The sequence below is a fragment of the Mucilaginibacter sp. P4_C11 genome, from assembly GCF_056402115.1.
This window is the reverse complement of sequence record NZ_JBFUIA010000025.1, coordinates 40,581-53,589: the sequence shown is the minus strand read 5'-3', so window position 1 is coordinate 53,589 and position 13,009 is coordinate 40,581. Positions and strand designations below refer to the sequence as shown.

Annotated in this window: 11 protein-coding genes; 7 read left to right on the top strand and 4 right to left on the bottom strand. The window is 42.1% G+C overall.

Translation table 11 applies throughout. The features are described 5' to 3' along the window. Nucleotides 1–506: 506 nt before the first annotated feature. The 5 genes from AC1DU2_RS21520 (at nt 507) to AC1DU2_RS21500 (ending at nt 5,338) form a co-directional block, all read left to right on the top strand. Nucleotides 507–1,490 carry a helix-turn-helix domain-containing protein gene (locus AC1DU2_RS21520; protein ID WP_477386757.1) on the top strand — a complete coding sequence of 328 codons (984 nt, stop codon included), beginning with the start codon at nt 507–509 and terminating at the stop codon, nt 1,488–1,490. Nucleotides 1,491–1,615: 125 nt separating this feature from the next. Next, a complete protein-coding gene (locus tag AC1DU2_RS21515) occupies nt 1,616–2,542 on the top strand; it encodes an NADP-dependent oxidoreductase (protein ID WP_477386755.1) in 927 nt (308 codons plus the stop codon). 89 nt (nt 2,543–2,631) lie between these two features. After that, nucleotides 2,632–3,711, top strand: coding sequence for an alkene reductase (locus tag AC1DU2_RS21510; protein ID WP_477386753.1), 1,080 nt, complete (start codon nt 2,632–2,634; stop codon nt 3,709–3,711). Nucleotides 3,712–4,348: 637 nt separating this feature from the next. Beyond that, nucleotides 4,349–4,540, top strand: a complete 192-nt coding sequence (locus tag AC1DU2_RS21505) for a hypothetical protein (RefSeq protein ID WP_477386751.1) — start codon at nt 4,349–4,351, stop codon at nt 4,538–4,540. 237 nt (nt 4,541–4,777) lie between these two features. Then, nucleotides 4,778–5,338, top strand: coding sequence for a DapH/DapD/GlmU-related protein (locus AC1DU2_RS21500; RefSeq protein WP_477386749.1), 561 nt, complete (start codon nt 4,778–4,780; stop codon nt 5,336–5,338). 112 nt (nt 5,339–5,450) lie between these two features. Here AC1DU2_RS21500 and AC1DU2_RS21495 read toward each other — a convergent pair whose 3' ends face one another. The 4 genes from AC1DU2_RS21495 to AC1DU2_RS21480 form a co-directional block, all read right to left on the bottom strand. Continuing rightward, nucleotides 5,451–5,840 (bottom strand): nuclear transport factor 2 family protein, encoded by a 390-nt coding sequence (locus AC1DU2_RS21495; protein WP_477361938.1) that lies wholly within the window; start codon nt 5,838–5,840, stop codon nt 5,451–5,453. A 68-nt stretch (nt 5,841–5,908) separates the two neighbouring features. Then, entirely contained in the window at nt 5,909–6,799 is an 891-nt protein-coding gene (locus AC1DU2_RS21490; protein ID WP_477386747.1) for an MBL fold metallo-hydrolase, read from the bottom strand. An 83-nt stretch (nt 6,800–6,882) separates the two neighbouring features. Continuing rightward, nucleotides 6,883–7,455: a Crp/Fnr family transcriptional regulator gene (locus tag AC1DU2_RS21485; RefSeq protein WP_477386745.1), complete on the bottom strand. Its 573-nt coding sequence runs from the start codon at nt 7,453–7,455 to the stop codon at nt 6,883–6,885. Nucleotides 7,456–7,944: 489 nt separating this feature from the next. Continuing rightward, nucleotides 7,945–8,535, bottom strand: coding sequence for a TetR/AcrR family transcriptional regulator (locus AC1DU2_RS21480; protein WP_477361932.1), 591 nt, complete (start codon nt 8,533–8,535; stop codon nt 7,945–7,947). Nucleotides 8,536–8,828: 293 nt separating this feature from the next. Between AC1DU2_RS21480 and AC1DU2_RS21475 the strand changes: the two genes are divergently transcribed. Both AC1DU2_RS21475 and AC1DU2_RS21470 read left to right on the top strand, forming a co-directional pair. Next, complete coding sequence (locus AC1DU2_RS21475; protein WP_477386743.1) at nt 8,829–9,890, top strand: efflux RND transporter periplasmic adaptor subunit; 1,062 nt, start codon at nt 8,829–8,831, stop codon at nt 9,888–9,890. Nucleotides 9,891–9,899: 9 nt separating this feature from the next. Beyond that, nucleotides 9,900–13,007, top strand: coding sequence for an efflux RND transporter permease subunit (locus AC1DU2_RS21470; protein ID WP_477386741.1), 3,108 nt, complete (start codon nt 9,900–9,902; stop codon nt 13,005–13,007). Nucleotides 13,008–13,009: the final 2 nt, after the last annotated feature.

The following is a 13,009-nucleotide window of genomic DNA, read 5'->3' as shown; positions in this document are numbered from 1 at the left end:
AAAAACAAAACGAACCACCTTTCCTTGGCATTCGATCGATCCTGGCAATAATTCAACAAATAATTAAAATAAAAATCATACCGAACATCCATATGATAAAGAGGAATTTAAATGGAGAATATCGGATTTTGCAGGGCCTCCATTGCAACAAGCAAACACCCTTTTTGATGCGCCGAGAGCGGTTTTTGATTTTTTTATGCATTTTGGGGTGTTTTTGGCAGAGCTTTTTTAATAAAAATTTAACGGTAAATAAATGCGCCATAAACGACAACTAATTTTAAGGAAATAGGTTCGAACCGAGGTGGGCTCCAAAATAGTTACGTCAATCAATTTTTGTTTTATAGCAACTTTGAGTAAAAATTAAATATTGCAAATAATCCTGCAGGATTTAATTATCTTCCATTTATATATCAAATACTCATCATCAATGGAAATGTATTGAAAGAAAGTAATTTTTTTGGAGAAATTTACATACCCTTAGACATATTAAACAATTACTTCCTGCGATGATCTTTGAATTTACAACTGCCCCGGGTTTTGACTTTATAACACTGTTTTCAAAGCAGATCAATGCGCCAGTAAGGGACAATGTATTGGAAATCCCGAAGACATTAGGAGAAGGTTATGTACGTAAAGTTGGGTTTGGGGATGATTTCAAATTAACGATACATCGTTATGTTTTGAATGAAGATCTGATTGTTAAACGCAATCCTGCTGCAATAGCTAATGATGTTCGTACCATTTTCTTTTATAATGACAGGGAAGATCTTGAAGTTAAATATCATAATGATACAAACATATCATGCTCACCAAAAAATGACTCTTCCATACTCCTATCCTCAAATGATTTGCGCACGGAAATTCGTTTTCCTGCCAGGAGCAATATTCAATATGTAGTAGTTGGGATTACTGCTAACAGATTGCGCTCAGTTCTATCCATTGAAAAGCCTAATACGACCATACAAACCATTACAGCGAAAAATGCTTCCTTTCTCTTTTTCGAAAGTTTGGATGCTGAGATGCAATTGCTGCTTAAAAATATCGTATCCGTCGACATGAATAACTCGCTGAATAATTTCTATGTACAAATTAAGGTGCAGGAATTAATGTACCTGCTTTTTAGCAAGTTGTCACTTAGGGAGAACACGACTTTTAAAAACATAAACAGTAACGATGCAGAAAAATTGCTGGTCATTCGCAACGAGATATTGAGTGATCTGGGTACCCCACCTGTTTTAAGTAAATTAGCGCTGATCGCTTCGATGAGCGAAACGAAACTCAGGCCGCTTTTTAAGCAAACATTTGGTGATACGATATATAATTATTACCAAAAAGCCAGAATGGAAGAAGCGGCTTTTCTGTTGAAACAGGCTAAACATTCCGTTTCTGAGGTTGGCTACGAGTTGGGGTTTTCAAACCTTAGCCACTTTAGCAGGTTATTCGGGAAGCAGTACGGCATTACCCCGAAAAAATTTTCGACCTCTTCATAGAACTTATTTTATCTAATCTACTGTCATTTATCGGATAGGACTATTCTTGTGTCCTTTTCGGTTATTTTGCCCATTTTTTTACTTCTACTTTTGTCATATAGTTAAATATGACCAAGTAAAAAATAATGAAAGCAATACAATATAAGGCGTTTGGCAATTCCAATGTGATAGCGGTGGCTGAGGTACCTCAGCCTGAAATCAGCCATGAAAACCAAGTTTTAATTCAAGTTAAGGCAGCCAGCGTAAATCCTTTGGATATAAAATTACGCAGCGGCATTATGCAACAAATCCGCCCTGTCAATTTGCCATTTGTACCGGGTGCAGATGTAGCAGGGATCGTGGTTGCCACAGGAGAAAAGGTAACCCAATTTAAAGCAGGTGACCAGGTGATCGCTGTGACCAGAGAAGGCGGTTATGCCGAATACGCGATTGCAAATGAAAGTCACGTAGCTATTAAGCCCACTAATGCCTCCTTTGAAGAAGCAACCTCCCTGGTGGTTAATATCGGCACCGCTCAATCGGTATTATTTGCCGAGGGAAAATTAACGAAAGATCAGAAAGTTTTAATTCAGGGCGCTGCGGGGGCAACAGGCGCAACTATGGTGCAGATGGCAAAAAATGCCGGGGCCTATGTTATCGCAACGGCATCCGGACAAGGCATCGCGTTAGTGAAAAGCCTTGGTGCGGATGAGGTGATAGATTATAAATCACAAGACGTTAGTTTGTTAGCTAACAATATCGACCTGGTGGTGGATTGCGCTGGTGGCGAATCACAGCATAAACTTTTTGAAGTGTTAAAGCCCGGAGGCAAATTATTCAGTATAGTAATCCCGCCTTCCGCAACATTAGCGGAAAAGTACCAGGTTGACGCACGGTTTATCAGTTCAAATATCTCAGCGGGGAGTTTGGTCGCTGGTTTGGCTTTAGTCAATGAAGGAAAACTCCGTCCCATCGTTGCAAAAATTTTACCATTAGATGAAGCGGCTCAAGCTCAGGACTTTGTGTCGGCTGGCGGAGTTAACGGTAAAGTTGTTCTTGTAGTTATTCAATAACAGAGTCGATCAGGGGCTGATCTGAGGAAATACCTTCCAAATCAAACCGTACAATTTACAGATATCAATAAGATAATAAAAAAGAGACCATGAAATTACTAGAAAAGATAACATTAGGAAAAGAAACATTGCAAAACGCCATCGCAATGGCACCAATGACCCGCAGCCGGGCTAACCTTGAGGGAGTTGTATCAAACCCGACCGTATTATACTATACGCAGCGCGCCAGTGCCGGTCTTATTTTTACGGAGGCCATCAATATCTCGGAACAGGCGCTGGGCAGTCCATTTACCCCTGGGCTTTACAGCGAGGAGCAAATTGAGGCCTGGAAGAAAGTAACAAAATCTGTTCATGACAAAGGAGGCGTGATCTATGCGCAGCTTTGGCATACCGGACGCGTTGGGCATTCAGTGGATAGAAAAGGAAAACTTCCGGTGGCACCGTCGGCGATCGGGATAAAAGGGCAGCAGCATTTCACCTCCCAGGGGCCGAAAGAGTACGAAACGCCTCAGGAGTTAACTACCGCAGAGATCAAACAGGTTGTTAAGGATTACGGTCAGGCTGCCAAAAATGCTATCGATGCCGGTTTCGATGGTGTTGAATTACATGCAGCATTCGGATATTTACCTAACCAATTTTTATCGGAAAGTGCAAACCTCCGGACAGATGAGTATGGCGGCAACATTGAGAACAGGAACCGCTTCGTGCTGGAAGTTATGCAGGAACTGGTTGAAGCGTCAGGAAGCGACAAGGTTGGCATTAAGCTATCGCCAACTATCTATTATAACAATATAGAAAACGGTGATCCCGTTGCTCAATTCAAACCTTTGATCGAAGCATTGAATGAATTGCCACTGGCCTATATTCATCTGATGAATGGCTTGTTCCCTTTAGATAATTACCCTCACTACCCTAAGAATGCTGTAGAAACTTTCGGTAGTATAAGTAAACACCTGGTTATAGCCAATGGCGGGTTTAATAAAGATAGCGGGGAAGCAGAACTGGAAAACGGTATCGCCAAAATAATCGCTTACGGCAGCTTATTTCTGGCTAACCCTGATCTGCCAAAGCGGTTCGAACTGGATGCGGCGTTCAATACCATAGAACAAGCTACCATGTATGGTGGTGGGGAAAAAGGTTATACCGATTATCCATTTTTAGAAAAATAATGCTAAAGCGTCTTTAATCAGGAATGCAACTTTGAAAAAGTGTAAAAGAGAAACAACAAGATGCTGTAAGAATATCGGCCCTACGTTTTACATGGCATGAGCCCCTTTAGTATTTAAGCTGATTAATAAAGTCGGGAGTGAGATCCCCGGCTTTTATTGGCTTAAGTATTTTGTTATCGGAGTATATTGGGCCATAAATGCTTGTTGCGTCTTCCTCACAGTTGGCTGTTTTCGAACCAATTGATAGAAAAATTGTAAAGAATTGGAAATTTGGGCGAGAGTCATGTATGACCTACCGCTTTTTGAAAGTAAATATTGACGGATATATAACGAACGATTTAGCTCAGTTGGTGGCTGCTATTTCGTTGTCCTGAACCCGGATACTGCGGCAATAAAAGGTGTTAACGGCCGATTTGCGCAGGTTTTCTGGAGCCCGGTGCATTTTTCCGGATCAGCCGGGTACAATGGGCCTGTTGGTCAACCCACCCCACCCTTGCTGATTTCCCTACGGCTTATTACAGTGACTGGCAATGGTGGGATTAGGTAAGCAATTCAAAAACGATGATTACTGATATGCTTCCCTTTCGGGCCAATCCGATAGTTCGCGTAATAGATAATTTTTTTAAAAAACAGGAATATGGCTGATATATTAGAATTCAAAGTAGGTGATGGTAAGCTTACCATTTGCACTATGGATATACATCATAACCTGACCGAGCGGCCGGTGGCACGGCAACTCAGGTATAGTTTGATAAAATATGCTGGCGGTAAGAGTTTTGCACCAAATAACAATCTTAGCAGTACGGATTTAATGAAATTTTTTAAATAAGCGATTGATAAAATGGAGTCTAAAAAAGCAAAAAACAGTATCAATAAAATTGCCGCTAACTACTATCTTTAATACCTGTAACAGAAACGAGGCAACTATCATAGGACAAATGGAAGATGCATGCTGCAGAACGGTAAGGCCCATTATATAGGTTTATAAAGAAGCGCATCTGGCATTTCTTCAAGGATTTTGCGCGCGTTGTAATGGTTTATTCAAAAGAACTGAAAGGTTAACGATATGATGAAAGATATTTTCGAAAGATTGAAAGCGGGAGAACTCGTCAGGCTGGATGATCCGGAATTTTTCAGGGTAAATGAGGTGGTCAGCCGCACACTGGCTTTATCACCGGCACTAAATGCAGCAACCAATGTAGATGAGCTTAGGGCGAAACTTAGCGAGATTATTGGCACCTCGCTGGACGGGAGTACTACCGTATTTGCGCCGTTTTATACCAATTTCGGTCGCTTCATAAACCTTGGCAAACATGTCTTCATCAATCATGCCTGTTCCTTTCTGGATATGGGCGGCATCACCTTAGAAGACCATGTCCTCATTGGTCCGAAAGTGAATCTTATTACGGAGAATCATCCGCTTGATCCGGCAGACCGGCGAGGGATGCTATGCAAACCTATTTTGATTAAACGAAATGCCTGGATTGGTGCGGCTGCAACCATTTTACCCGGTGTCACCATCGGCGAAAACGCTGTCGTTGCAGCCGGCGCAGTCGTCAGCAGAAATGTTCCCGATAATACTGTTGTCGGAGGCATTCCCGCAAAAGAGATTAGGACAATTTTTTAGGTAATTGAAATTGGGAAGCTGGTTTAACACCGACTTCCCAATTAAATAAGGTATTCTTTAGCCTGGTAATTTACCGGGTACTTAATAGCAATTAAAGCAACAGGAATACTTATTACTTCATGGAATTGTTTACGGGTTGACTATCAACAAATTGCTCAAAGTTGGTAATTTTTCCATCTTTCAACTTCCAAATGTGTGCTACCCTTGCTTCAAAATACTTACCGGTGGCTTTGTTGGTACCGGTGTAAGTGCCGTAGGCAACCACTTTATCATCGCCGGCAACATAGTCTTCGGGCGTAAATTTATAATCTATCCATTCGCTGCCTAAGCGGTAAAATACATTCCTGGTAACCTCATCTAAACCAATATAAGTGCCTGCATATGGAAAGCCCTTAGCTTCGGTCCAGGTGATGTTTTCTGAAACATATTTAGCCAGGTTTTTACCGTTTTCTTCAGAAGTTTTCCCCTCGTATGTGCTCCTTACAATTTCTAAATTTGTCATTTTGTTTTTATTTAAGGAACAACCCGACAACACAATTAGCGTTGTCAGGTTGAACAAGGTTGATAATTTTACCATTTCATTTCGCCCGTGTTTACTTTGGCACCAATTTGTAAGGCGATATCAAAAGTAAGCGCAGGGTATTTTGCTTTTAACGCAGCAATCAGCGCCGCTGATGTTTTGTTGGTTTTCAAAGCTTCTTCGTAGAACCGGATATAATCTTTTGTATGCTTCACTGCGCTCTCGTCGAACGGACTTGCAGAATTAGCGTGGGCGGGAACCACGATAGCAGGATGTAATGCCTCAATTTTGTCTAAAACGCCGATCCATTCTTTACGGGCTTCAGCTGTTTGTGCATCAGCCATCCAAAGATGGAAAGTAGTTCCAAAAACATTAATACCACCTATCACGGCTTTGATGGAAGGTATCCATACAAAAGTTTTAGCCGGAAATTCTTCTAAGCCAATGATCTCTAATTTCTGGCCTTCCAGGTCAATACTGTTTCCTTTTAGCACCTGCGGCAAAACAACGTTTGAAGTAACTTTATTACCCAATTGGCCGCCCCAAACATCTAATTTCTTTTGAGCCGTCGCTTTAATATGCTCTACGGTTGCCGGTGAAGCATAAGCCGTCACTTCAGGGAAATATTTTTTGAATACTTCCAATCCGAAGTAGAAGTCAGGGTCGCCATATGAAACATAAATAGCGGTTAGTTTTTTACCTGAATTTTTGATTTCCCGGGCTACCTTTTCGGCATCTCCCAGGGTAAACTGTGCGTCGATCAAAACCGCATCGGTTTTTCCTGATACGATGACCGAAGCTACACCGAAACTATTTTCTGATGCGTTGTAAACCTGTAGTTTAAGATTGTTTGCTTCAATAGTTTTGAAACTTTGTGCCTGTACGTCCATTTTGAATAAGATTAAGATGATTAAGAATGCTGCTGAAATAAAAGATTTCATTTTTTTGTTTTTAAATGACGATGCAAAGATGCGGTCATCAACTACCTAAAAAGGTTGAACAAGTTCAATAAATGAAATTCAGTTTATTTTTTATGAGCGATCTTATTTCTTATTTTACTCAAAAATTCGTGACTGATGCCCAGGTAAGCTGCTATCTGAAGATTAGAAAGGCGCCGGAAAAGTTGGGGGTATTTTTCTATAAAGTCGACATAGCGTTGATCGGCAGTTTTACCTAAATTATCTATCATTCTTCTTTGTAAGGCAACATGAGTCTTTTGGGTCATTACCCGGAATAACTTCTCTATTTTGGGCAAATTTGCATAAGCAAACTCCTTGTCTTTTTTTGAAATTAAAAGCACTTCACTATCTTCAATAGCTTCAATAAAAAGCTGTGACGGTCTTTCATTAGTAAAGCTGTCAATATCCGTGATCCACCAGTTTTCTATGGCAAAATAAAGTATCTGCTCTGCTGCGTTTTTGTCAATGTGATATACCCGGAATATACCTTTGGTAACAAAGCCTTCAAACCTGCAAACTTCGCCAGCGCTTAAAAGCATTTGTCTTTTGCTTACTTTCTCCAATTCAAACAGTGCCGTAAAGCTGGAAAGTTCCGCCTCGGTAAGTTGGACATGCTGTTCAATATTTTCGCGTAGCAATTGGTACATAGTAAATGTTCGGTGAATTTTGAAGATCTTTTGGACAATAATCCGGTTTGTTCCGGCAAGTTACTGATTTGTACTGAACGAGCAGGTCATCATCTACTTATCAAAAGGTAACTGCTTTTTTTGGCCAGCTGCTTACTTTTGTATGGTATAAAGACCTAATTTTGATCAGCTATCCAATATGAATTTCCCGGATGTTCCGGATATGCTGACCAGATACAAGGCGTGGCAGCAGCTGAGAATTTGGATGCGCCTGGCTATTATGTGGCCCCTATAATATATTCCACGATGCCGGTGCCCGAACAGGCCGGCGGCGGGCAGCCGCGCGGGTTGTTCTTTCTTCCCCGAAATACGTTTCAGATTCTTTTATCTATCCTCATGCACCTGAAAGTCAACATTTTTTCTTTCCAAACCGTGGTGATATTTTCCTACTTGGGTACGATTAAATAGTGCGTATGCGTAACCATTCATCTGAACTATGCATTACATCAGGCCCTTGTGTAATATTTGCGCCAGCCAGGTTATTTTGCTTTCAAATTGCGGAAACTTTCCAAAAAGGATAATTTCCTGATCAAAGCATTTGAAAACACTTTGTAAGGTTTCAGCCAAAAACTGGCTGTCTTCCTCATTGAGTTCCGCGATTTCTTTATTTTCTAATGCCCAACTGATCATGAGTTTCACCACCAGGATCTCCTCTTCAGACATAATGCGCGACTGCATGATCAGCAAAGAGGGGTCCTGCCTCATATCCTCAATAACCAGCTTATATTTTAAAACCACTTCGCGCAGGCGTTTGATCTTTACCTCGTTAAATGATTCTATATTGGCCGAAAAAGAACGTCGTTTGCTTATCGTGGCTTTGCTTTCCTCCAGGCATTTGGAAAATATTTTGTGACATAAAGCGTCAAGCACCTCTGTTTTATTCTTAAAATAATGATAAAGTGTACTCCGGCCTTTTTTGCATTCATTTGATATATCCTGCATAGATACCCTTACAAAGCCGTAACGCTCAAACACCGCGTCGGCTGCCGTGATGATCTCTTCTCTTATGCTATCGTTTTGATCTACTTTCATGATTCGACAAAAATACAATTTTTGTTTGTGACTTTTTTGCCGTTTGAAGGTTTAGCCGGATTATAGGGAGTTAGTAATATGACAGAATTATTAAAAACATCACAAAAACAAATAATGTATATTTGTCGAAATATTTAAACTTACGATTTAATCAAATAGGTTTTCTAAATGGGAGTTAAAGTTAGAAATTAAGTTCATATTTAATTTCTAACAGCCCACAACAATTAGTTTCGAGATCAATAAACAATGGAATAACAATCGACAAAAAAACAAATAATGTTCAATTTAATTATATGAAAACCAAACTTACACTTGCTGGAGCAATGATAGCCGGTATCTGGATTTCCGGCTGCTCAGGCAAAAAAGAGCAAAAGAACGGACCGGACACGTTAGCGGTAAACGTATTCAATTTGAGTGCGGAATCCACGTCAACCACAGACCGGATCGTTTACGACGGAACACTTGAAGCTGAAAAGACAATCGATTTAAGCTTCCAGGTTTCCGGAACTATTCTGTCATTCCCGATACTAACCGGCGATTACGTTAAAAAAGGACAATTGGTAGGAGCTGTAGATGAAACAGTATACCGTAACCAGTATAACGCGCAGCTGGCTCAGGCTAAACTTGCCGAAGAAAATTATACCCGTATCAACGATGTATTTAAAAAAGGCAGCATTTCCGAAATAAAAATGCTGGAAGCCAGATCAAATTATGAACAGGCAACCTCTGCTGCCCGCGCAACCTACCAGAATATAGCCCATACACACCTTTATGCACCGGTAAGCGGGTATATTGGTGAAAAAAAGGCCGAAGCAGGAGCTGTAGCTAACCCTGGGCAGCCCGTTTTGCAGTTGCTGGATACCCGTTCGGTGAAGGTGCTGGTTGGAGTGCCCGAAAGTGAAATCAATCACTATAAAGCGGGAAATCTGGCTACGATAAAAATTGAGGCATTAGGAAATCAGCCTTTGCAGGGCAAGGTAACCGAAGTTGGCGTTTTAGCGCTTAATGGCAGCGCTAATTATAACCTTAAAATATCGCTGGCTAATAACGATATGAAGTTAAGGCCCGGCATGCTTTGTAAAGTGATGTTTAGCAAAACCGCCGGCACTGTTGCCTCTTCCAATAATATTAAAGAAGTTATTGTTCCGGTGCAATCCGTTCAGGTGGACGAAAAAGGAGCCAGCTTTCTCTATATAGTGGGCGCAGCGCATAAGGCAGTGCGGAAAGATGTAATTACCGGCCAGCTTTACAGCAATGGTATTGCCATCCAATCCGGACTTGCCGGTAATGAGCAGATAATCACCTCAGGTTACCAGAAACTTGCCGATCAAACCCCTGTCATTGTCAGTAAATAAGCCCATATCATGAAAAAGAACTCAAATTTAATTGAATGGGCAATGGAGTACCATGTATTCCCGCTTGCGCTTTCGGCCATACTCGTACTGCTTGGTTTATCCGGGCTTTTCAATATGCCACGAAACGAATTTCCGGATTTCACCATTAGGCAGGGTCTTATTGTGGGGCAATACCCGGGCGCGTCATCCAAACAGGTAGAAGAGCAGCTGACAAAAAAAGTAGAAGAATACCTTTTTAGCAACAACGAGGTTAACAAGAAAAAAACTTACTCTTTTTCGCGGGATGGCGTGATGTACATCTTTGTGGAGGTAGCGGATAACCAAAATGCCATCCAAACCAAAGCGTTTTGGAACAAGATAAAAAACGGGATGCTAATATTGCAAAGCCAGCTCCCTAAAGAAGTTAAAGGATTCTATATCGATAGTGATTTCGGCAATACGTCTGCCATGCTTTTGTCCGTAGAATCAAAGACAAGGCCCTATAAAGAACTGCTGCGTAATGTAGAAGATATAGAGGCAGAACTTAGGCAGGTACAGGATGTTGCCAAGATATCCCATACCGGTAACCTGAATGAGCAGATCACCATTTATGTAGATAATAATAAACTGCTGCAAAAAGGGGTATCTGTTAATAATGTGATGCAGGTACTGCAAAATGAAGGCGCAATTAATGCCACCGGTAAAGTAGAAGGAAAGGTGGTAGATGAGCCCATTCATTTAAGCACCTACTATAAAACCGAGGCCGAACTTGCCGGGCAGATCATCAGGCAGGACCCTGGCGGTAATTCGGTGCATCTTCGTGATGTAGCTACCCTGAAACGTGAGTATGACGAGCCGGACAGCTATGTAACTTCCAACGGCACCAAATCCATCGTGATATCGCTGGAAATGATCACCGGTAAAAACATTGTGCAGTTTGGTAAAGAACTGGAAGAGCATATCGAAAAAGTAAAGCAGCACCTGCCACCCGATATTCAACTGGTAAAACTGGCCGATCAGCCGGAAGTGGTGGATGATTCGATCAGCCACTTTATGAAAGAGTTTGCTTTTGCGCTTATTGGCGTGGTATGCGTTGCCTTGCTATTGTTACCTTTTAGGGTTGCCGCGGTTGCTGCTGCAACTATACCCATTACCATAGCAGCAACGCTGGGTATTATGTATATGGCCGGTATAGAATTGGATACCGTTACGCTTGCCGCGTTGATCGTAGTGCTGGGGATTGTAGTTGACGACCCTATTGTGGTAATTGATAACCACGTAGAAAAGCTGGACCACGGCATGTCTGTTTGGGATGCCGCCATTAGCAGCGCCAAGGAATTGTTTCCATCAGTATTTACTGCTACGCTGGCCATATCGGCGACTTTTGTACCGCTGGCATTTTTTATGACAGGTACGGCAAAAGATTTTATCCGCCTGTTCCCGGTAACCATCATGATCGCTTTGACACTGTCGCTGATCATCTCCATGATGGTGGTGCCATTTTTCAATACGCTGTTCATCAAAAAAGGCTTGCTGCATAATAAGGCAGATGAAAAAAGATCATTCCTGGACCGATTACAGAATTTCTTTAATAGCCATATCGGCAATTCTATGAAACACTACAAGCTAACCGTGTTTTTTGCGGTACTGTCGGTAGTGATCGGCATAGGGATTATGGGTGTATTGCCGCAACAGTTGTTTCCTAAAGTAGAACGAAACCAATTTGCAATGGAGATCTATCTGCCATCGGGCTACAGGCTTTCGCAAACGGACAGCGTGGTAAAGGGAATGGAAAAGATATTAAAGCAGGATAAACGTATCCTTAATTATACCAGCTTTATCGGCAGCAGTTCACCGCGTTTCCACTCCGTATATGCGCCAAATCTTCCGTCAAAAAATTATGCGCAGATCCTGATCAAAACAGTATCTGAAGACGCAACCGCAGAGGTGATTGTTGACTATCAGCATAAATACAGTAACCTGTTTCCGGCTGCTTATGTGCGGATGAAACAATTAAACATGATCAACGCGCTGGCACCTATCGAGGTAAGGATCAGCGGAAATGATATTCCAGCCTTAAAACAGGTAGCCAACCAGGTGTTAGCCATTGGTAAAACGCACAAACAGGTTACCTGGGCCCGGACAGATTATAACGAGATACAGCCAACCCTTAAAATAGATGTAAAAACAGCGGAAGCTGCACGGCTTGGATTAAGCAAGAGCGATATCGCCAATGCGGTAGCCCTGCATTCAGAAGGCATTACGGCCACACAAGTTTGGGAAAACAATTATGCTGTAGATGTAAAGATCAAATCGCCTAAAGCTTCCAGGAGTGACCTTTCGGCCTTGCGTGATCTGAACATCGTGTCCCCGCAAACCAAAACATTGATACCCCTAAGGCAGGTAGCAGACATAAACCCGGAGTGGAATGATGGCCAGATTGCCCGCAGAAACAGTGTGCGTACGCTGACGGTACGTATGGACGTAACCCAGGAAGCTGTTGCCAATGCCGTATTGCTGAACCTGCAGCCGGCCATCGAAAAAATAAAACTTCCCGCAGGAGTGGAATTGCGTTACGGTGGCGAACTGGAGTTACAGGGAGAAAACCAGGGCCCGATGGGTACCGCGCTTGGTGTAAGTATCATATTTATATTCCTGATTTTATTGTGGCACTTTAAACAGCTTAAACATGCCCTCTTGAGTATTACCACTATGCCATTAAGCTTATTGGGGGCATCTTTTGGCTTGTTTATCATGGGCTATCCCTTTGGCTTTACGTCGTTCCTCGGCTTACTTGCGCTCTGCGGAATTGTGGTTCGTAACGGGATTATCCTGATAGATTTTGCCGAAGAACTACGATTACATGAGGGTAAATCTGTTTTTGAAGCTGCAAAACTTTCTGCCGAACGCAGGATGCGGCCGATCTTTTTAACTTCTTCGGCAGCGGCTGTGGGTGTAATCCCAATGGTTATCAGCAGGTCATCCTTATGGGGTCCGTTGGGTACTGTGATCTGTTTCGGGTTACTGTTATCCATGTTGCTGACCCTATTCGTGCTGCCAACGCTATACTGGCTGTTCTTCCGCAAGGAGGATCAAAAGCATCCGGAAAGCAAAACAACGGAACCTGTAACTGCATAAGT

Bases quoted from the DNA above. Each gene is read 5' to 3' on its own strand.
- AC1DU2_RS21505 (WP_477386751.1), top strand. From the start codon at position 4,349: ATGGCTGATATATTAGAATTCAAAGTAGGTGATGGTAAGCTTACCATT.
- AC1DU2_RS21480 (WP_477361932.1), bottom strand. From the start codon at position 8,535: ATGAAAGTAGATCAAAACGATAGCATAAGAGAAGAGATCATCACGGCA.
- AC1DU2_RS21515 (WP_477386755.1), top strand. From the start codon at position 1,616: ATGAAAGCAATACAATATAAGGCGTTTGGCAATTCCAATGTGATAGCG.
- AC1DU2_RS21500 (WP_477386749.1), top strand. From the start codon at position 4,778: ATGATGAAAGATATTTTCGAAAGATTGAAAGCGGGAGAACTCGTCAGG.
- AC1DU2_RS21495 (WP_477361938.1), bottom strand. From the start codon at position 5,840: ATGACAAATTTAGAAATTGTAAGGAGCACATACGAGGGGAAAACTTCT.
- AC1DU2_RS21490 (WP_477386747.1), bottom strand. From the start codon at position 6,799: ATGAAATCTTTTATTTCAGCAGCATTCTTAATCATCTTAATCTTATTC.
- AC1DU2_RS21520 (WP_477386757.1), top strand. From the start codon at position 507: ATGATCTTTGAATTTACAACTGCCCCGGGTTTTGACTTTATAACACTG.
- AC1DU2_RS21510 (WP_477386753.1), top strand. From the start codon at position 2,632: ATGAAATTACTAGAAAAGATAACATTAGGAAAAGAAACATTGCAAAAC.
- AC1DU2_RS21470 (WP_477386741.1), top strand. From the start codon at position 9,900: ATGAAAAAGAACTCAAATTTAATTGAATGGGCAATGGAGTACCATGTA.
- AC1DU2_RS21475 (WP_477386743.1), top strand. From the start codon at position 8,829: ATGAAAACCAAACTTACACTTGCTGGAGCAATGATAGCCGGTATCTGG.